Origin of the sequence: Flavobacterium sp. 270, from assembly GCF_004368785.1 — a bacterium.
Lineage (GTDB): Bacteria > Bacteroidota > Bacteroidia > Flavobacteriales > Flavobacteriaceae > Flavobacterium.
On the sequence record NZ_SODM01000003.1, the window covers coordinates 292,568 to 312,194 of the forward strand.

Sequence of the window (19,627 nt, forward strand, 5' to 3'; positions counted from 1 at the left end):
AATGAAAGCACTTGTCTTAGAAGAATTTGGATCAGATTTTAAAATCAAAAATATAAACAAACCAGTTCCTGCAGATGGCGAAGTTTTGGTTAGAATTAAAGCCAGTGGTGTAAATATGCTGGACACAAAAATTAAAGCTGGAAAAGCAGCACACGCACAAGTTTCGACTCCTGCTATTTTAGGAATTGATATGGCTGGTATTGTAGAAAGCGTTGGTAAAAATGTAACAGGTTTTACCGCAGGTGATGAAGTGTACGGAATGACTGGTGGTATTGCCGGAATTCAGGGTTCTTTGGCAGAATATGCTGCGGTTGATGCAAGATTATTGGCAATTAAACCTTCAACATTATCTTTTAAAGAAGCTGCAGCAATTCCGTTGGCGTTTATTACTGCTTGGGAAGGTTTAGTTGATAGAGCAAAAATTGCAAAAGGAATGACAGTTTTAATACATGGCGGTGCGGGAAGTGTTGGACACATCGCAATACAGCTTGCAAAATCTTTTGGTACCGAAATTTATGCGACAGGAAGCGCCGAAAATTTGGAAGCAATACAAGCTTACGGAGTTACAGCAATTGATTATAATACAGTTTTGCCAGAAGAATATGTTGAGCTTTACACAGAAGGAAAAGGTTTTGATGTCATTTTGGATACTGTTGGCGGCGCAGTTTTGGATAATTCTTTTAAAGCTGTAAAAAAATATACAGGCCATGTAGTGAGTATTTTGGGTTGGGGAGCACACAGTCTGGCACCGCTTTCTTTCCGCGGCGCAACGTATTCTGGTGTGTTTACTTTAATGCCGCTTCTTACAGGAGAAAACATAGAACATCATGCTGAAATTTTGACTGAAGCAACTAAATTGGCGAATGCAGGAAAATTAAAAGCTGTAGTAAATGATACAGATTATTCTTTTGAAACTATTGAAGAGGCTTATGAAGGACTAGAAAATCATTCAATAAAAAATAGAGCGATTGTTCTTATTTAAATTATAAATATACTTAAAGTATAAAACAATATACTCAAAGTATTGTCCTTTCGACGAAAGGAGAAATCGCATGCGGGATTCCACGCTAATTTACCATCCTTTTTGTCATCCTTTCTTTTTTGTCATCCTGAGGAAGGCAAGCAGCTCCGCAACAATAATCTAATATTTGTCGAGTTACTTTCGGAGATCCTTCCTTCGTCAGGATGACAAAGATTGTGGATTTTATTTAATTTTAATTATTATTTGTGTGTTAACTCGTTTTCTTATAATTGTAAATCGCCAGTCCATTCAATAAAAAGGCAAAACCAATTAAATAGAGTAATTCTGTTTTTACTGCAGCAAAACCGCTTCCTTTGAGGACAATGAGCCTGACTACAGTAATAAAATGCGTTACAGGAGTAAAATTCGACATTTGTCTCGCCCAGTCCGGCATACTGTCTGTACTGGTAAAAAATCCGCTCATGAGCATAAAAATCATCATAAAGAAAAAGGCAATAAACATAGCCTGAAGTTGCGTATCTGCAAAAGTCGAAATGAGCAGGCCAAGTCCCAATAAAGCAATAAGATAAACTGCTGCAAAGAGATATAAAACCAATAAACTTCCTTTTGGGAAAATGCCGTATATCACATACATTACGATTAATCCGACGGTAAAAACGATGATTCCGACAATCCAAAACGGAATAAGTTTCCCTAAAATAAATTGCCATTTTTTAATTGGCGTTACATTGATCTGTTCAATTGTACCAATTTCTTTTTCTTTTACAATATTAAGTGCCGTAATAAAACCGCCAATTAGAGTAAGAAGCAGTACCAAGATTCCCGGAACCATATAATATTTATATTCTGCGCGAGGGTTGTACCAATTTGAACTGTCGATTACAATTTTGGCATTTTCTTTTGAAAGAGTTCCTGTTGGCGATTTAATATTGACATCTAAACCACTGTTAAATGCTGCAATAACAGACATTAAATAACCGCCGCCGAGTGAAGATTTTGTTCCGTTAATGGCATCAACAGAAAGGTTTACTTTCTGACTGTGTTCGCGAACTAAATTACGTTCAAAACCAGCCGGAATTTCCAGAACCAAATCTGCATCTCCGTCTTCTATCATTTTTAAACCTTCTTTGTAAGAGCTGGGACTTCCGGCAATTATAAAATATCCTGAAGCTGCAATTTTATTGATTAATTGTTGTGAATAACTGCTGTGGTCATTATCTACATACGCTACATTCACGTTTTTGACTTCAAAATTGGCCGCCAAAGGCATGATAATCAACTGAATTGTCGGCATGATAAACATCATCGCCAATATTGTTTTATCCCTAAATATCTGGCGGAATTCTTTTTGTAAAATGAATCTCAATACTTTCATGATAGCCTGATTTTAAAGTTTTTTAATGCAAGTGTCAATAATACGGTCGACATACCAATCAATACCAGTGTCTCTTTCCAGATATAACTAAATCCGAGTCCTTTTAGCATCACAGCTTTTACAATAGCATAATAATATCGGGAAGGAATAATATGCGAGACTACACGAAATATCCAGGGCATATTTTCTATCGGAAACATAAAACCAGTCAATAACATCGTTGGCAGCATCATGCCCATCATAGATAAAAGCATGGCAGTTTGCTGGGAGTCGGTTATATTAGAAATCAGCAGTCCGAGCGACAAACAAGTGATAATAAAAAGAATACTTTCTGCAAAAAGCAATAGCAGACTTCCGCGGATTTCTACGTGTAGTAAGAATACAGAAAGCAGTAAAATAATAATGAAATCGAGAAGCGAAAGCACCAAATACGGAATTGCTTTTGCGACTAAAACCAAAATGGGTTTAAATGGCGATACCAATAATATTTCCATAGTTCCCAATTCTTTTTCGCGAACCACTGCAACAGAAGTAAGCGCCGTACTCACAATCATAAAAATGAGCGCAATAACGCCGGGAATAAAATTAAGCGAACCGTTTTGTTCTTCGTTATAAAGCTGTCGTAATTCGGGAATTATTTGATACGATATTTGTGTATTAGGATTGAGCTGCTGTTGATAATTATTAATAATCGAACTCAGGTAATTGGTCACAATTGTGGCTGTGTTTGGATCTGAAGCATCTGCGATTATCTGGATTTTGCCACCGCCGGTTTTATATAAATCGGAACCAAAATTGGCCGGAAAAATAATAGCACATTTGATGCTTCCGTCTTTAAATTTACGTTCAATATCGGCATAATTTAAAATAGGATCTTTTACATGAAAATAAGAGCTCGATTTTATTTTAGCGATAATCTGTTCAGAATCTGCATCTTTGGCATTATCCTGAATACTGATTCCGATATTTTTTACTTCACTGCTTAAAGCAAAACCAAATAGTACGATTTGCATAATAGGCAGGCCAAAAAGTATAAGCAAAGTTCTGCGATCCCTGAATACGTGATAAAATTCTTTTCTGATAAATACGAGTAACTGTTTCATTTTAGTCTCCAGATCTTTTGGCGCCTCTGGCCAGTTGATAAAAAACCTCATCCATAGAATGGGTATTGAACTGTTTTTTTAAATTCGTTGGCGTGTCTAATGCTTCTACACGGCCGTCTACCATTACAGTAATGCGATTGCAATACTCAGCTTCGTCCATATAATGTGTGGTAACAAAAACCGTAATGCCGTCTGCAGCGGCTTTGTAAATCATATCCCAAAACTGACGTCTGGTTAAAGGATCAACACCTCCAGTTGGTTCATCTAGAAACACGATTTTCGGTCTGTGAAAAATGGCTGCCGAAAAAGCTAATTTTTGTTTCCATCCCAACGGAAGTGCTCCAACGAGTTTTTTTGCTTCTTTTTCTAAACCTAAAGTCGCAACCAGTTCTGCACTTCGTACTTTTATTTCGTCGCGCGGAACCCCGTAAACACCGCCATAAAACTCAATATTCTCCAAAATGGTAAGATTGTCATAAAGAGAAAATTTCTGACTCATGTAACCAATGTTTTTTTTAATCTGTTCCTGCTGTTTATAGACATCAAAACCTGCAACAGTTGCCGAGCCAGAAGTCGGGTAGGACAGACCGCAGAGAATACGCATAGCTGTAGTTTTTCCTGCGCCGTTTGCACCAAGAAAACCGAAAATTTCGCCTTTTTCAACCTCAAAAGAAATTCCATCAACGGCTTTAAAATCGCCAAATTGTTTGGTTAAATCTTTACAGACTATTGCTTTATTTTCCATTAGATGTTTCTGTTATATTGTTTGTGGTTTGTTGTTCGCGCATCAGTCTAATAAAGCTGTCTTCGATTGTTGGAGTAATTTTTAGTACTTCCAATTCTTCGGGATTATATTTTATGGCTAAGTCTTTTACAGTCTGTTCTTTATCATCTTCTGCTTTTAATGTCAGATGTAAATATTCACCAAAAGCGTAACAGCTTTCTACAGCCGTATCAGAACGTAAGTTCTCCAGTAGTTTGTAAATATTTTTAGCTTTAACTGCAAAAAGCGGTTTAGGATAACGCTCTACAATAGTGTCTGGCTTGTCTACCGACATTATTTTTCCGTTCTGAATTAAGGCAATACGATCACAAAGTTTTGCTTCATCCATGTACGGAGTCGAAACCACAATGCTGATGTTTTGTTTTTTGAGTTTATCCAGCATTTCCCAAAATTCTTTTCGCGAAACAACATCAACTCCGGTTGTAGGTTCGTCTAAAAACAATACTTCGGGTTTATGAATCAAGGCGCAGCATAAAGCCAGTTTTTGTTTCATACCGCCGGATAATTTTCCGGCTCTACGATCGTTAAAAGGTTTTATCTGTTCGTAAATGTCTTTGATCAAATCGTAATTTTCTTCGATTGTAGTTCCAAAAATAGTAGCGAAAAAATTTAAATTTTCTGCAACGGTTAAATCCTGATATAAGGAAAATTTCCCAGGCATATAACCTACTTTATTTCGTATGTCCTGATACTCTTTTACAACATCATGATTTTCAACAGTTGCTGTTCCGCTGTCGGCAAGCAATAACGTAGTGAGAATACGAAAAATAGATGTTTTTCCTGCACCATCGGGGCCAATTAAGCCAAACAATTCTCCTCTTTTTACTTCAAAAGAAACATCATCAACCGCAGTTAAATCACCATATTTTTTCGTTATGTTTTTTACACTTACTGAAATCATGATTTTTCTATTTAGACCAGATTACTTCGCCGTACATTCCAATTTTAAGAAAACCGTCATTTTTGACTTTTACTTTAATCGCATAAACCAAATTGGCTCTTTCGTCTTTGGTTTGAATTGTTTTTGGAGAAAACTCAGATTTATCCGAAATCCATATTATTGTTCCCGTGTATTCTTTATATTCTTTTTCACCTTGATCAATGCGAACTTTTACCTGCTGATTTACTTTAATATTGGTAAGCTGCGTTCCAATAATATACGCTCTCAAATTAAGCGTGTCTGTATTTGCAATCTTATATAAAGGCTTGCCAATAACCTGCATTTCACCGCGAAGCGCATAATTTACCAATACAGTTCCGTTAATAGGATTTATAATTTGACCTTTATCAATTTGTTCCTGAAATTGTTCGGCTGTTTTTTCTAATGGCCCTTTTTCACTCAAAATACTTTTGTTCTGTGTATTGGTGTTGTAGGTATTTAGTTTTATTTGTTGTCTTGTTACGGCAATTTGTTTGCGCAATTGATCTATTCCGGCATTAATATCATCAAGTTGTTTTTGCGTTGCAGCATCTGCTTTTAATAAATTTTCGGTACGTCTGCGTTCTCTTTCCTGCTGGGCCAATTGCGATTCTTGTACTTGCAACTGACGTTTTACAAGTTCAGCCTGATCGTTTGGATTTGCTGTTTTATCCTGCAAAGCACTAATACTTGCCTTTATCTGCTCTTTTTGCAGTTCTGCCATTCGCACATCAATTTGTCCAACTTTTGCGCCTTGTTTTAGTAACATTCCTTCTTGAACAGAATAGGATGTTAATTCGCCGTTTTGCTGTGCAGCAACAATAACCTCATCTGCTTCAAAATTTCCAGAAGCGTCAAAATCATTTTTTTGAGAACAAGAAGTGAGTAACAATACTGTAATTGTTGTAAATAATATATTTTTCATCTTAGATTAATTTCCGGTTATTAATTTTTGTTTGTATTGTGCCAAAAGCAATTCGGTTGTATGAATGATTTTGTTTTGTTTGGCTTCGTTTTCGTCGTTTACATTTTTTAGATAATCATCTGTGCTGATCACACCATTTTCTAATTGTGCCAGAGAAGCTTTTTTAACATTGCCTCTTAAAGCAACAATTTCATCATCAGAATTAAGATATTCCTGCAGTTTTTCTATTTCGCCGTTTTGTTGTCTGATAGATTGTTTGGTATTAAAAAGAAAAGTTTCTTTTTCGGCTTCAACTTCTAATTTATTAATATCAATAATTTCTTTTTGTTTTTTTGAAGTATACAAACCCGTCAAAGACCAATTCAATCGAAGCCCGCCAATGTAATACCATTCAAAACCTTCTTTTAAGAAATTCAGCGCAGGATTGGCAATACCGCCTTGTACAAAGAAGTTTAATTTTGGTCGGTTTCCGGCATCAATAGTTTCTTTGTTGAGTTCAAAGCTTTCGTTTCTAAAATTATAAAGTGCTAATTCCGGACGGTTGATTTCCTGAACATTCAGCGTTGTTTGTGGCGTTTCTAATTTTGTATTTGCAGCTAATTCTTCATTAATAAAAAGACCCAGCATATCGAGATAGGCTTTTTTATAACTGCGAATGCTTATCGCCTGCTGATCGGCTTTTAGATATTCCGCTTTAAGCAAATCGAAACTGCTTCTGTAAGTTGTTCCGTTTTTAATTTGCGCTTCAACCGTTTTCATTCCGATAGAAATATCGTTTTTAAGTAATTCATTTTGACGAAGCTGTTCTTCATAAATCAAAATTCCGAAGTAAATATCAGTAACTCTTTGTTTTACCGAATACAAATCTACAGCCAGTTGTTGTTGCTGCACTTTGGTCTGAGATGTTGTTATATCTTTTTGCTGTTTGATGTTACCGCCATCATAAATTACCTGATTCAATTCGCCGTAAGCTTTATATTGATCTTTGTTTAGAATTGGCATTGTAGTTCCGGGAATGCTCACCGGAACTTTGGTAACATCCGATTGATACGTTGCCTGAGCATTAAAATCAAATTTTGGATAATATCCTTTTGCAATATTATCTATTGTAAACTCACCGCTTTTTGCAATAAGTTCTCGTTTTTTTGATAACGGATAATTTTCTTCTGCCATTTTATAGCAATCATCGAGTTTTAAGAGTTTTGCACTTTCCTGCGCATAACTTATTGTCGAAAAAAAGACAAATAGTATTAGTAACCTTTTCATATATAGAATTTTATATTTAATTTATTGTTTTAATCATTTGATTAAATTTACTCCAAAAAAATTTAGCTGTCTAACATTTCTTTAATCCATTTTACGATTAAAGTCTTTCTTTCTTCTATTAATTGGGTAAAAGAATTTTCATTAATTAATCCCGAAGCTTCAAAAACTGGTTTGGTGATAAAAGGAAAAATACACATTCCCATTAAGTTGATGATAAAATGAATCGGATTTATATTGGGTTGTTTTTCTAAAAGCTGCTTTACCAAATGCGACTGGCTTAATAATTTACCAGCTTGAACTCTGTTACTAAAATGTTCCGGGTTATTTCTTATTTCGCTTAAAACAAAAAGTGGCAGACCAGGATTTTGCAGTAAAACACTCAAATAAGCAGGAACAATAAGTTCGATCTTTTCGTCAAGAGAAGTTTTTTCGTTATTGACAATAGGGGCAATTACACCAAATAACTGAGCAACTTTTTCGGCCATTACCAATCCAAAAAGTTTTTCTTTACTTCTAAAATAATAATTCAGCAACGCCAGATTTAGACCCGCTTCTTCGGCAATATCACGCGTACGAGTTGCGGCATACCCTTTTTGTGTAAAAACTTTACGGGCAGCTTCAATTATTTTTTCTTCTGTACTTGCGTCTAAATTCTTTTTTGCCATGATTATTTATAATTCAAAGGCAAAGATAAGAACATTTTTTATTTAAACAACTTTTTTAATCATTTGATTAAAAATTAAGTTTTTAGGTTTTGTTTCAGGTTTCGGGTTTCAAGTTTCAAGTTTGAAATGAGGTTATCCTTCGACTACGCTCAGGATGACATTTATTATTAGTCTAGTTCTCGTTTGTCAGGCTGAGCGAAGTCGAAGCCCCGCACAGTGAAATCTAAAATCTAAAATCTAAAATCTAAAATCTAAAATCTAAAATCTAAAATCTAAAATCTAAAATCTAAAATCTAAAATCTAAAATCTAAAATCAAACCTGAAACCTAAAACAAAAAAAGGGACAAGTATTAAACCAGTCCCTTTTTTAAAAGTATGTTGTGTGTTATTTATTTCAATGTAGTTTTAATTACAACCGCAGCTTGTTCTATTGCAGTCTGTACAGCAGGAACATTAGCAATTGGGTTTAAAAGTCCGTAATCGTGAATCAAACCAGCGTATCTTGTTAAAGTTACACGAACTCCGGCTTCGTTTAGTTTTCTTGCGTAAGCTTCACCTTCATCTCTTAAAACATCATTTTCAGCAGTTTGTACTAGTGCAGGAGGTAAGTCTTTTAATTGATCTAAACTTGCTTGTAATGGAGAAGCGTATATTTCGTTTCTTTTTTTAGTGTCTGGCAAATAATTATCCCAAAACCATTTCATCATATTTTTAGTCAGGAATCTTCCGTTTGCAAAAGAGTTATAAGATTCAGTTTCAAAATTAGCATCGGTTACCGGCCATAATAAAACTTGTAATTTAATATGAGGACCTTTTTTGTCTTTTGCCATCAAAGTAATCGCAGCAGTCATATTTCCTCCAACACTATTTCCAACAACAGCAAGATTTTTACCGTTTACACCAATTTCTTTTCCGTTTTCGGCAACCCATTGAATAGCAGCATAAATTTCATTAATTGCAACCGGATATTGTGCTTCTGGAGACGGAGTATAATCTGGGAAAACTGCCACAGCACCACTTTCTACAACCAAATCTCTCACCAATCTTCTATGAGTAGGATAATCTCCTAAAACCCATCCGCCGCCGTGAATAAAGATAAATACCGGAGCATCTGCTTTAGCGCCTTTTGGTTTTGTAATGTGAATTTTTACTTTAAGTCCGTTTTGAGAAATCACTTTTTCAGACTCTTCAATTCCAGAATAATCTACTTCTACAGATTTTTGTGCTCCAACTAATACGCCGCGGGCATCTGCAACGCTTAATTGTTCCAATGGTTTTCCGTCACCAGAATTTAAAGCTTTCAAAAAGCTTCTAACTTCTGTAAAGATTTGTGGGTCTTGTTCTCCTTTGTATTGTCTTTCTTGTGCCATTACTATTGTATTAAGAGTTAATAATGCGATAATGAAAAAACCTTGTTGTATTGATTTTATAGTTTTCATGATAAATGTTTTTAAAGTTAAGAAAAAAGTTTTGCCAAAAGTGTTTTTTGTAAACTAAAATATCTGATTATCAGATTGTTTGGCTAGAAATGTAAATTGAATAATGTTTTTGATGTACGGAATTTTTCGGAAATTGGAGGTCCGTGTCCGTTTAGAATTTTGCCGTTTAAAATGGCTTTAGCTTTATCTTTCATATTTTAGAATGTGTATCAGTTAATTTGATAGGACAAAGATATGGCGGTAATAAAGCTCTAAAAATAGATAAAAGTCTATTCTAATTGTACATTTTTCCCTTGAAGGTATTTTTTCTTAAAATTTGAAGGAGTGTCACCGACTTTATTGGTAAAAAGTCGGTTAAAATAAGCGGGATCTTCATATCCGAGTTGATAAGCAATCTCTTTTACGCTTAACGAAGAATAACCCAAAAGCCTTTTTGCTTCCAGAATAATTCGGTCTTTAATAATATCGTTGGGTTGTGATAATTCTAATCGGTTGAATTTATTGGATAATGTTTTTGGGGCAACACCCAGAATATCAGCATAATCGGCAACGGTGTGTTTGGTTCTAAAATGAATTTCGACCAAACGGCTGAAATCCCTAAAGAAATCCATTTCTTTTGATGGTTCATCATTTAGAGCGCCCAATTGTTGTATTTTCCAGATTCGGGTTGCTTTTATAATAAGTTGTTTTAAATAGGTACGAATCATTTCTTCCTGTGAAGAATCCGGCGCATCAAATTCTTCCTGAATCTGATTGTAGATGCTTTCTATAAATAAAACTTCTTTTTCTGGCAATGCCGTCATTGGCATTTCAAAAATATTATTAAACAACAAACCATCGCAGGCAACTTCGGCATCATGAATCTGCACGCAATAAAAATCGCGGTTATAATACATAAAATAACCTTGCTGTTTACCGCCTTTTTCAATTTGCACATATTGATTGCTATTGATAAAAAAGAGGGAAGAACAAGTGGTTTTGTAATGTTTAAAATCGATGGTTATCGAATAATTTTCGGGTAAATAAAGGACTTTAATATAAGGTTTGTAATAATCGCCATTAACCTCATCTATAGCATCTGTATTGAGAACAAGAAATCCCAGTTTTTTATAATTAGATTCAAAAAAATTATGGCCGTTCATCAGAAATTATTCTTGTTCGATAATGTTCAGGATGTTTTTTGGAATTTCCTCAAAAGCTTCAAAAGAATACGGTTTTATTAAATATGCTTTTACGCCAAGCGAATCACACTTTTCTTTATAAACCGGATTGATGCTTGTAGAATATACAAAACAAGGAATAGTTTTTAAATCATTATTATTCAGGATAACCTGCAGTGCTTCTATGCCGTCGAGAATTGGCATATTGATATCGGTAAGAATAACATCAGGAACATGGTTAGAATCGTTTTTAAGATAATTTAATAATTCTTCACCATTATTTACGAGGCTTACTTTTGTAAAATTTGGATTTTTATTGAATGTTTCACACATTAATTCAGCATCATCACGGTCGTCTTCGGCAATAATAATATGTAAATTGTTTTGTTGCGGCATTTTTACAATATGGGGAAAAAGAGGTTAAATGTCGTCCCTTCGTTCAGTTCACTTTCTACAGTTATATTTCCCGAATGGTTTTCCATGATTTTTTTACAAATTGCCAGACCTATACCATTTCCCGAATATTCGGTTCTGGCGTGCAGGCGCTGAAAGATAGTGAAAATTTTCATGAGATGACCCTTTTCCATTCCAATACCGTTGTCTTTAATCTGTATCTTCACAAATTTACTAGATTCATTTGACATTTCGGACTTAAAGTTTTCAACTTGCGAAATTTCTATTACTGGCGCAATTTCCGGTTTGCTGTATTTTACGGCATTTGAAATAAGATTAGAAAAAAGCTGGCGCATTTGTACTCTTGAAGCGCGTATTAATGGTAAATTTCCAATTTCGATACGTGCTTTTTTATCAGAGATTATAATTTCTAAATCGTCTTTTACTTCAGCAATAATCTCGGCCAAATTTATAGCTGTGCGATCTTCTTGTGTGGTATGAGAAGAATATTTAACCAAATCATCAATAAGAGAATTTAATCGTAAAACCGAAGATTTCATTACGTTCAGCGATTTTGCATCCATTTCGGTAAGATTGCTTCCGTCGATTCTTCCGTTGTACATAACAATTTTTCGCAGCGGTTCTTTCAAATCGTGCGATATAACATGAATAAATTCCTCAAGGTTTTTGTTGATTCTATTCAGCTCATTGATTTTTTCCTCCAGTTCATCCTGATGATGCAATAAAGCTTCTTCGTGTTTTTTCTTTTCGGTAAGATCGGTAACAACAACACCAATTCCCTGTACGGCGGGCTCGAGATCTGTTAAAGCAATATAGGCAGGAAAAGTCTTTTTTTCCTGTTCTGTTTTAAATAAAATCTCGTGTGTATTAACCCCGTATTTTTGTGCTTCTATTATTGCGGTAAAATTTTCGGGATTATCAAAATATTCATAAATATAATTACCGATTATTTTTTCGGAAGGAATACCTACCAATTTTGCGAAGTAATCGTTGCAATACAAGATTAGTCCGTTTTTTGAAATACTTAAGGCACCCTGTCCAAATTTTTCGATTAAAAGCCTAAAAGTATAATCGGCAGTTTCCAGCGAGTAAAGCTGGGGCACACCGTCATTGTGCAATACCAAAGCATCAACATCTCCATGTTTAATAGCATCAATAATACTATTTGAGTCATAAAGTTGTTCTTTTAGTAAGGCAATTTCTTCTAATAAGGATTCTATATTTTTACTCTTATGCTCCAAATTATTTACTGATATTTAAAATCCTTAATACCTTTTCCTTGTCTGATAAATCTCCAAGAATCATTCTTAGCGGTATAGGATGTGTTTTTATTAAAGTTGGTATTGCCACAATTTGATGTAAGATAGTCTGTTCTTTGTCACGACTGATATCTATAATTTCAATTTCATAATCATCTGTCAGATATTCATCGCAGATTTTGCGCAGATTTTCTATAGCACGACCTGATTTTACAGACATACCTGAAACAAAAAGTTTAAATCTATGTTTGGCAGCGCGTCTACTATCAGAAGAATCATCCATTGTTACGATTTTAAGGGTTTTATGTTTAGACCAACAAGCACTCTTTCTTCGTTAGAAAGATCTCCAATTATTTTACGAATAGGCTCTGGAAATTTTCTAACCAAAGTAGGAACCGCTAAAATTTGATCGCCCTCCGCCAATTGTGGATTCTTAAGCAAATCGATGATTTCGATACTATATTTTCCTGCCAAATGTTCTTCGGCATATTTTTTTATATTTTCGAGAGCTTTTATTGACTTTGGCGTTTGTCCCGCTATATAAAGCAATAATTGCCATTCGGCTACTTCTTTTTTCATTTTAGAGCTGTTTTTTTTTCGGCGTCAGTTTCTCTTGCAATTCTTCATTTGCTTTTAGAATACTCAATTCTTCCTGAGCAGATTCAAAATCATTTTTAAGAGCCTCTATATTAGCTTCAAGCACTCTGCGTTTACGCGCAATTTCTCTGTCCTTTCGGTCTATTTCCTGCTGAAGTTTAAGACTAGACATCGTTTTGGTTAGCTGATTTGATTTTCTTGCAGAACCTGTAAGAATGCCTTGAGGGCCTAATTCGATATCTAATAATTCAATTCCATGATTTGTAATTACAAATTCACGTACTTGATTAGAATGGCCCATACCACGCGATTTTACAATAAATACACCGCGGTTTCGTTCTCCGATTCCTTCCATATCGCGTACCGTTATCCATGTATCCACTAATGAGGATACAGATTCTTCTGCAAGATCGGGTCTAAACTGATCCGTATGTTTATTTAATGAAGTAAAAAGCGCTGTAATATTGTTAACTTTAAGCATATCAATAAGTCTTACGAGCATAGATCGTACTTCGTGTTCACTACCTACAGAAATTAAATTACTAATAGGATCAATAATTATAGTAGTAGGTTTAAAATCCTTTATTAATTTTCGAAGCGTAAGCAAATGCAGTTCAAGACCATTTAGCGACGGACGTGAAGAATGAATCTGTAAAGTTCCTTTTTTAATGTATTTTTCAAGATCAAGTCCGATAGATTTCATGTTTCGAACCAATTGCTGTGGTGATTCTTCAAATGCAAAATAAATGGTTCTTTCATTTTTTTGGCATTGTTGTGCAGCAAAATAACAGGCAATTGTAGTTTTGGCAGTACCCGCTGTACCCGAAACCAATATATTGCTGCCACGATAAAAACCGCCTCCGTAAAACATTTCGTTTAATCCCGGAACACCAGTCTCAACAATTTCTGAAGAGACTTCATTATCCAGTTTTAAAGAAGTAATCGGAAGCACCGAAATTCCTTCCTCATCAATAAGAAACGGATATTCGTTTGTACCATGCGTAGAACCTCTGTATTTTACAATACGAAGTCTTCTGGTAGAAACCTGTTCAATAACACGATGATCGAGAACAATCACACAGTCAGAAACATATTCTTCCAGACCTTGTCTTGTTAACGTTGCTTCGCCGCGTTCTCCCGTTATAATTGCTGTTACGCCTTTTGTTTTAAGCCAGTGAAATAATCTTCGCAATTCGGCTCTCAGTATCGCCTGATTGTCCAGACCTGCAAACAAAGATTCTATAGTATCCAGCACAACGCGCTTTGCTTTTATAGAATCTATGGCATGACCTAACCTGATGAATAAACCATCAAGATCGTATTCGCCAGCTTCTTCAATTTCAGATCTTTCTACTCTTACATGATCTACTACAAGCTTCTTATCTGCTTTTAGCTTTTCCAAGTCAAAACCCAGTGATTTAACATTGAGTGTAAGGTCAAGTGAGGGCTCTTCAAAAGACATGAAGACTCCCGGTTCGTTATACTCTGTAATTCCTTTAATAAGGAATTGCATTGATAATAATGTTTTCCCGCAGCCGGCACCGCCACAGATTAAAGTAGGTCTTCCTTTAGGAAAACCTCCATCAGTAATCTCATCCAGACCGTCTATTCCTGTCGGAGTTTTGGGAAATATAAAACTATGTGATTTTTTCTCTTTTTGCACGATAATGTATATTCTGTTTACTCAAATATACGGCATTAAAAATATTTTTCATTAACATTTATAAAGATTTAACAGCTGTTTAGGCTCAATAGTGTTAAAAAAATAAATTAAACGGAAAAAATGAGAATTATATAAAATCAAATAAAAATGTAATAACAAGCATCCAAAAAAATAATATTATAGATTTTCGTTCAATTGCTCAATATTTCTAAAAATGACATTTTTGTCTGCTGCAGTTTTGGCTAAACCTAATGCAATTTCAAAATTTTGTAACGCTTTTTTAGGGTCAGAATCCAAATATAAATTTCCTAATAAAGAGTAATAGAAATGATTCTCTTTTAGATTCAATTTTTCGGCTTCAACAATAGCTTCTTTTTTGCCTTTTACTTTCGATAAAGCATACGTTCTGTTTAAAGCTACAATTGGTGAATATTCCAGAATAATCAAATTGTTAAACAATTCAAGGATATTTTCCCATTTCTGGGAAGTATCTTCCTTAATCGTGTGCCAATAGGCGATTCCGGCTTCAAGGTGATATTTAGAAAGTGTATTTCCCGTAGAAGATTTACTTAAAAAATAAGTCCCGCGATCAATTAATTCCTGATTCCAAAGCGATTGATCCTGATCTTCATATAAAATAATTTCGCCGTTTTCCGCCGTTCGGGCTTCAAATCTCGAAGAATGAAAACACATTAAAGCCATCAAAGCATTGGTTTCGGGCAGATTAGTGCTTTCGTTTTGAATTAATAAATAAGTAAGACGCATTGCCTCCGCACAAAGATCCTTGCGCAAAGTTGTGTTTTGAGAAATAGAGTAGTAGCCTTCAGAATAAAGCAGATAAATCGTTTTAAGAACCGTGTTTATTCTTTCTTTAACTTCAGTATTATTTGGGTTGTGAATTTTAATATTTTCTTCTTTCAGTTTTTCTTTTGCGCGATTAATTCTTTTATAAATCACTTCTTTGTTAGAAAGAAAAGCATCGGCGATTTCATTAATTCCGAAACCGCATAATAAATTCAGCGCAAGCGCAATCTGGGCTTCGTCTGAATTACACGGATTACAAACCGTAAAAATCATGGCTAATTGACTGTCTGCAATATTCTGATCAGACAAATCAATGTCAATTTCAGGATTATTGAGTGGTGAATTGTATTTTATTTCGGAAACAATTTTAGTTTCAAAAACATTATTTCGCTTAAAGTAATTTTTGGTTTTATTTTTGGCAACCGTATAAAGCCAGGCCGTTGGGTTTTCTGGAATTCCTTTTATCGCCCAGGTTTCAGTAGCCACAAGAAAAGTATCGCTCACAATATCTTCGGCAATTTCGATATGATGAATCCCAAAAAGACTGCAGAGAACAGAAACGATCTTTTGATATTCGGTTCGGAATAAATTTGGTATGAGTTCTTGATTGTTCATAGAATGAAAGTAAATTCCAAATTTAATGTAAATCCCAATATTGAAAATTCCAAATTCCAATTTTAATGAAAATCCCAATATAAAATCAAATTCCAATATAAAAAATTCCAAATTCCAATTTTCTGCATTTGTCATTCTGAGCGAAGTCGAAGAATCTGCCAGAAGCTCTACAAAGATTGGGATCTACTTTACGGAGCTGCTTACGATTCTTCGACTTCGCTCAGAATGACAAAACAGTTCGTAAAAGTTGGAATTTGGAATTTTAAAAATTTGGAAATTAATATTTAAAATGCCATTCTAATCTCAACATTCCCGCCCAAATTCAAAATAGGACATTCTTGTGCAATTGCTGCCGCTTCATCATAATCTTTGGCTTTTATAATAATTAAACCGCCAATAGATTCTTTGATTTCAACAAAAGGTCCGTCAGTAATACCTTTGTTAGAAGTTACCAGTTTACCTTGTCCGTCCCAGCGTTGCAGCGGTCTCGCCAGTTTGTCTTGTGCAGCCAAACCGCCAAACCAATTTTGCCATTGCTGTAAATGCTGTTGTAATTCTTCTGGAGAAGGCTGTACTTCTTTTGAAGTAAAATCTCTTCTAAAAATTAATAAAAATTCATTCATATCTTTATGTTTTATACGTTATCAATTTACATTTTAAGTATTAGAAATAAAAAAGGCTGTTTTTATTTAGCTATAAATTTAATCTTTTACCAAATAAAAACAGCCGATTTATTTATCCAAATTGTCCTACTCTGTAAGTTCCAGGAGTATTAGGGAAAGCCAGGTTAAAACGGTTCCAAGTATTAATTGTAGTAATCACAAGAGTAAGATCAATCAATTCATCGTCATTAAATTGTGCTTTTGCGATATTGTAAACCTCATCAGTAACATCACAAGCGTTTACAGCTTCTGCATAAGCAAGAGCGGCTCTTTCGCGTTCTGTAAAATAAGGCGTTTCTTTCCATGCGCTGATTCCAAGTAAACGTTGTGCAGTTTCGCCCGCAGCCAAAGCTTCTTTAGAGTGCATGTCTAAACAATACGCACAATTATTAATTTGAGATACTCTAAAATCTACCAATTCAACAAGAGATTTTTCAAGAGAAGATTTTTTCAAATAAGCAGAAATTCCAAATAAAGTTCCTAATGCTTTTTGACCTTTTTCGAATACATTAATTCTAGTTTCCATGTTGTATAATTTTTTATTGTTATACCCTAATGACAACTGAAGTTCTGGAATTGGACAAAAAATTTGAAAAAAAATACAATATTTTTTCAATAAAAATAAAAAGCCAATGTTTGCAAGGCTTTACAAAGAAAATAAAATTCTTAATTTAGAATTAAATCTATGTTATTAGAAAGTCGTTCTGCAATTTCAGGTACTTTTTTAAAGTCATCATAAACCCATTGAGTTAGTTTTCCTTCCTCAATAATGGCTTTTTTAGAATAAACCATATCAAAATGAGTGATTAAGAGATTTGGATCTTTCGGAACAGGTTTGTTTTTATTTGCTGCCGGAATGTCTTCAAAATAATATCTGGACTTTTTTAAATCAGGATATTTTTCCAGCAGATAATCATTTAATTCATACGGACTACCTTTGCCTTTATGCAAATCTTCAGAAAGAATTGGCGTGATTAAAAGTTGGTTTACATTTTCTTTTAATGCTTTATAATGCTCCGAAGTCGTAGAAAAATCATCCTGAGAAATAACGCCTTCGTCAGATAATTTTCGGATTACAGAAAGACGCACAAAATCGCCATTGATTTCTATTACTTTAAAAACAAAATAATAAGTGGTATAACTCTGGCTTCCGTTAGAACCGCGTTGTTTACTAAAAATAAAACTTCCCAATTGCAGTTTGTGTTCCTTGCTGTTGATTGCTTTTTTCCACATATACGGTTTGTAAACCAATTGTTTTACAATAAAAAAGACAACAATACTGATTAGGATTACAACTAAAATTCTTTTGTTCATTTGTTTTGAAAATAAAGCGTTTCTACACAAATATCAATAAAATTTAATGATTTGCCAGTAGTTTATTTCGATATAAATTAAAAAAGCCTCCATATTCTGAAGGCTCTCTTAACTTTATTTTTTGTTTGAAAATATAAAAAATGAAAATAAATTTGAAACTAATCCCGCAACAAACCAGGAACGCATCCAAAAAAATAAAAAATGAGATCGGTCTGCACAATTGATACTCGCTAAAGTAAAAGTGATAAAAAAGGTAGTTGTCAAATTTTGCAGGAATTGCGTGAGCGGTTTACTGCGGTACAATTTGGCAATCTTCACTTTAATTCAAATTAATTAACTGCGGGCCAAATTCTTCATAAAAAATATTTGCCTGATTTACATTCAGATTAAGCAGCGCTTCATATTGTGTTTTAATAAACATTTCCGGACCGCAGATATAAAATTTGGCTTCTTCTAATAAAATAGAATCTTTACATTTATGAAGATCAACACGGCCTTTTATAATTTGGTTCGAAGTTTCGTCATGACTTTCTACCGTATCATAAAAAGTAAACGTTTCCAGATGTGCAGCTTCCTTTTTAATGTCGATAATTTGATTTTTAAAAGCGTGAACAGATTCGTTTCTGCAGCCGTGAATCCAGATTGTTTTTTTGTTTTGAATAGAATTCAGATTCGTTTCCAACATACTCAACATTGGTGTAAGCCCAACACCGCCGCTTATTAATACCAACGGATTTTTTGAATCTTTTTCTAAATGGAATAATCCTGCCGGCGCTGAAATCGAAACAATATCGCCTTCTGATTTATTGTGTAAAGTATTCGAAACCAATCCAGACGGATTTGGCGCAATTCCGGTTTCTTTTTTCACCGAAATTCTATAATATTCAGAATTTGGTGCGCTTGACAAACTATATTGTCTAGGTTGTAAAAGATTTAATTCGGGTACAAAAACCTGAATACTGATAAACTGCCCTGCATGATAATCAGCGATTTCTTTTCCGTCTTCCGGATAAAGATAAAATGATTTAATTTCTGCCGATTCCTGTACAATTTTTTTAATTTCAAATTTTCTCCAGCCGTTCCAGCTTCCCGGTTTTAAGGCATTTTCCAGGTACATTTCTTTTTCAAGATTAATCATGATATCGGCAAGCTGATAAAAAGCAACCGTCCAGGCATCAAGAATTTCTTGAGTTGCCGCTTCTCCCACAACTTCGCCAATAGAAGCGATAAGATGTGTTCCTACGATTTTATATTGTTCTGGCTGAATGTTTAAACTTCTGTGTTTGGTGCCAATTCCTTTTAAAACGCTGATTAAAACACCCGGATTTTCGATATTTTCGGCGTAAGCCAAAACCGCATTTGCCAAAGCCGATTTTTGTCTTCCGTTCGCCTGATTTCCCATATTAAACATATTTCGCAATTCAGGATGGGCTTTAAACATTCGGGCATAAAAATAATTCGTCAGATCTTCACCGCTTTCTCTTAATATTGGAATAGTAGCTTTGATAAGCTCTTTTTGATAGGTATTCATTTTTGTGATATTTATGATAGGATTAAATATTTCTCGATTTAAAAAAATACTAAAGCGCTTTAGAATTTATATTCACAAAAATAGAACAGTACCAAAACTTCATTTTATGACTCAAATCATAAAGTCAAAAAAAGGAGATTAAAATTTGAA

Annotated in this window: 20 protein-coding genes; 1 reads left to right on the forward strand and 19 read right to left on the reverse strand. The window is 34.4% G+C overall.

The window, feature by feature from the left end:
• The first annotated feature begins 1 nt into the window (after position 1).
• Positions 2-982, forward strand: coding sequence for a zinc-dependent alcohol dehydrogenase family protein (locus EV144_RS12770; RefSeq protein WP_134149344.1), 981 nt, complete (start codon positions 2-4; stop codon positions 980-982).
• 250 nt (positions 983-1,232) lie between these two features.
• Here EV144_RS12770 and EV144_RS12775 read toward each other — a convergent pair whose 3' ends face one another.
• From EV144_RS12775 to hmpA, 19 genes are all read right to left on the reverse strand, one after another.
• Entirely contained in the window at positions 1,233-2,357 is a 1,125-nt protein-coding gene (locus tag EV144_RS12775) for an ABC transporter permease (protein WP_134149345.1), read from the reverse strand.
• Positions 2,354-3,460, reverse strand: a complete 1,107-nt coding sequence (locus EV144_RS12780) for an ABC transporter permease (protein ID WP_134149347.1) — start codon at positions 3,458-3,460, stop codon at positions 2,354-2,356. The genes EV144_RS12775 and EV144_RS12780 overlap by 4 nt, the downstream gene beginning before the upstream one ends.
• A 1-nt stretch (position 3,461) precedes the next feature.
• A complete protein-coding gene (locus EV144_RS12785) occupies positions 3,462-4,205 on the reverse strand; it encodes an ABC transporter ATP-binding protein (protein WP_134149349.1) in 744 nt (247 codons plus the stop codon).
• Positions 4,195-5,145 (reverse strand): ABC transporter ATP-binding protein, encoded by a 951-nt coding sequence (locus EV144_RS12790; protein WP_134149351.1) that lies wholly within the window; start codon positions 5,143-5,145, stop codon positions 4,195-4,197. Before EV144_RS12790 ends, EV144_RS12785 begins: the two co-directional genes overlap by 11 nt.
• 7 nt (positions 5,146-5,152) lie before the next feature.
• Complete coding sequence (locus EV144_RS12795) at positions 5,153-6,088, reverse strand: HlyD family secretion protein (protein WP_134149353.1); 936 nt, start codon at positions 6,086-6,088, stop codon at positions 5,153-5,155.
• A 6-nt stretch (positions 6,089-6,094) separates the two neighbouring features.
• Positions 6,095-7,354, reverse strand: a complete 1,260-nt coding sequence (locus EV144_RS12800; protein ID WP_208326850.1) for a TolC family protein — start codon at positions 7,352-7,354, stop codon at positions 6,095-6,097.
• Between the two features lie 62 nt (positions 7,355-7,416).
• Positions 7,417-8,019 (reverse strand): TetR/AcrR family transcriptional regulator, encoded by a 603-nt coding sequence (locus EV144_RS12805; RefSeq protein WP_166670574.1) that lies wholly within the window; start codon positions 8,017-8,019, stop codon positions 7,417-7,419.
• Between the two features lie 389 nt (positions 8,020-8,408).
• Positions 8,409-9,458 carry an alpha/beta hydrolase gene (locus EV144_RS12810; RefSeq protein WP_208326851.1) on the reverse strand — a complete coding sequence of 350 codons (1,050 nt, stop codon included), beginning with the start codon at positions 9,456-9,458 and terminating at the stop codon, positions 8,409-8,411.
• A 269-nt stretch (positions 9,459-9,727) separates the two neighbouring features.
• Positions 9,728-10,600, reverse strand: coding sequence for a helix-turn-helix domain-containing protein (locus EV144_RS12815; protein ID WP_134149358.1), 873 nt, complete (start codon positions 10,598-10,600; stop codon positions 9,728-9,730).
• Between the two features lie 6 nt (positions 10,601-10,606).
• On the reverse strand, positions 10,607-11,014 hold the full coding sequence (locus EV144_RS12820) for a response regulator (protein WP_134149359.1): 408 nt from the start codon (positions 11,012-11,014) through the stop codon (positions 10,607-10,609).
• Between the two features lie 2 nt (positions 11,015-11,016).
• Positions 11,017-12,273 (reverse strand): sensor histidine kinase, encoded by a 1,257-nt coding sequence (locus tag EV144_RS12825; RefSeq protein WP_134149361.1) that lies wholly within the window; start codon positions 12,271-12,273, stop codon positions 11,017-11,019.
• A 1-nt stretch (position 12,274) separates the two neighbouring features.
• Positions 12,275-12,574 carry a circadian clock KaiB family protein gene (locus tag EV144_RS12830; protein ID WP_134149362.1) on the reverse strand — a complete coding sequence of 100 codons (300 nt, stop codon included), beginning with the start codon at positions 12,572-12,574 and terminating at the stop codon, positions 12,275-12,277.
• A gap of 2 nt (positions 12,575-12,576) precedes the next feature.
• Positions 12,577-12,870, reverse strand: coding sequence for a circadian clock KaiB family protein (locus EV144_RS12835; RefSeq protein ID WP_134149364.1), 294 nt, complete (start codon positions 12,868-12,870; stop codon positions 12,577-12,579).
• Between the two features lies 1 nt (position 12,871).
• Entirely contained in the window at positions 12,872-14,551 is a 1,680-nt protein-coding gene (kaiC, locus tag EV144_RS12840; protein ID WP_134149365.1) for a circadian clock protein KaiC, read from the reverse strand.
• A 177-nt stretch (positions 14,552-14,728) separates the two neighbouring features.
• The gene (locus EV144_RS12845; RefSeq protein WP_134149367.1) at positions 14,729-15,970 is read right to left on the reverse strand and encodes an RNA polymerase sigma factor; all 1,242 of its coding nucleotides are present in this window, start codon (positions 15,968-15,970) and stop codon (positions 14,729-14,731) included.
• Between the two features lie 284 nt (positions 15,971-16,254).
• Complete coding sequence (locus tag EV144_RS12850) at positions 16,255-16,593, reverse strand: YciI family protein (RefSeq protein WP_134149368.1); 339 nt, start codon at positions 16,591-16,593, stop codon at positions 16,255-16,257.
• Between the two features lie 112 nt (positions 16,594-16,705).
• The gene (locus EV144_RS12855; protein ID WP_134149370.1) at positions 16,706-17,158 is read right to left on the reverse strand and encodes a carboxymuconolactone decarboxylase family protein; all 453 of its coding nucleotides are present in this window, start codon (positions 17,156-17,158) and stop codon (positions 16,706-16,708) included.
• 140 nt (positions 17,159-17,298) lie between these two features.
• Positions 17,299-17,946, reverse strand: coding sequence for a hypothetical protein (locus tag EV144_RS12860; protein ID WP_134149372.1), 648 nt, complete (start codon positions 17,944-17,946; stop codon positions 17,299-17,301).
• A 319-nt stretch (positions 17,947-18,265) separates the two neighbouring features.
• Entirely contained in the window at positions 18,266-19,477 is a 1,212-nt protein-coding gene (gene hmpA / locus EV144_RS12865) for an NO-inducible flavohemoprotein (protein ID WP_134149374.1), read from the reverse strand.
• Between the last annotated feature and the right edge of the window lie 150 nt (positions 19,478-19,627).

Bases quoted from the DNA above. Each gene is read 5' to 3' on its own strand.
- EV144_RS12770 (WP_134149344.1), top strand. From the start codon at position 2: ATGAAAGCACTTGTCTTAGAAGAATTTGGATCAGATTTTAAAATCAAA.
- EV144_RS12775 (WP_134149345.1), bottom strand. From the start codon at position 2,357: ATGAAAGTATTGAGATTCATTTTACAAAAAGAATTCCGCCAGATATTT.
- EV144_RS12780 (WP_134149347.1), bottom strand. From the start codon at position 3,460: ATGAAACAGTTACTCGTATTTATCAGAAAAGAATTTTATCACGTATTC.
- EV144_RS12785 (WP_134149349.1), bottom strand. From the start codon at position 4,205: ATGGAAAATAAAGCAATAGTCTGTAAAGATTTAACCAAACAATTTGGC.
- EV144_RS12790 (WP_134149351.1), bottom strand. From the start codon at position 5,145: ATGATTTCAGTAAGTGTAAAAAACATAACGAAAAAATATGGTGATTTA.
- EV144_RS12795 (WP_134149353.1), bottom strand. From the start codon at position 6,088: ATGAAAAATATATTATTTACAACAATTACAGTATTGTTACTCACTTCT.
- EV144_RS12800 (WP_208326850.1), bottom strand. From the start codon at position 7,354: ATGAAAAGGTTACTAATACTATTTGTCTTTTTTTCGACAATAAGTTAT.
- EV144_RS12805 (WP_166670574.1), bottom strand. From the start codon at position 8,019: ATGGCAAAAAAGAATTTAGACGCAAGTACAGAAGAAAAAATAATTGAA.
- EV144_RS12810 (WP_208326851.1), bottom strand. From the start codon at position 9,458: ATGAAAACTATAAAATCAATACAACAAGGTTTTTTCATTATCGCATTA.
- EV144_RS12815 (WP_134149358.1), bottom strand. From the start codon at position 10,600: ATGAACGGCCATAATTTTTTTGAATCTAATTATAAAAAACTGGGATTT.
- EV144_RS12820 (WP_134149359.1), bottom strand. From the start codon at position 11,014: ATGCCGCAACAAAACAATTTACATATTATTATTGCCGAAGACGACCGT.
- EV144_RS12830 (WP_134149362.1), bottom strand. From the start codon at position 12,574: ATGGATGATTCTTCTGATAGTAGACGCGCTGCCAAACATAGATTTAAA.
- EV144_RS12835 (WP_134149364.1), bottom strand. From the start codon at position 12,870: ATGAAAAAAGAAGTAGCCGAATGGCAATTATTGCTTTATATAGCGGGA.
- EV144_RS12845 (WP_134149367.1), bottom strand. From the start codon at position 15,970: ATGAACAATCAAGAACTCATACCAAATTTATTCCGAACCGAATATCAA.
- EV144_RS12850 (WP_134149368.1), bottom strand. From the start codon at position 16,593: ATGAATGAATTTTTATTAATTTTTAGAAGAGATTTTACTTCAAAAGAA.
- EV144_RS12855 (WP_134149370.1), bottom strand. From the start codon at position 17,158: ATGGAAACTAGAATTAATGTATTCGAAAAAGGTCAAAAAGCATTAGGA.
- EV144_RS12860 (WP_134149372.1), bottom strand. From the start codon at position 17,946: ATGAACAAAAGAATTTTAGTTGTAATCCTAATCAGTATTGTTGTCTTT.
- hmpA (WP_134149374.1), bottom strand. From the start codon at position 19,477: ATGAATACCTATCAAAAAGAGCTTATCAAAGCTACTATTCCAATATTA.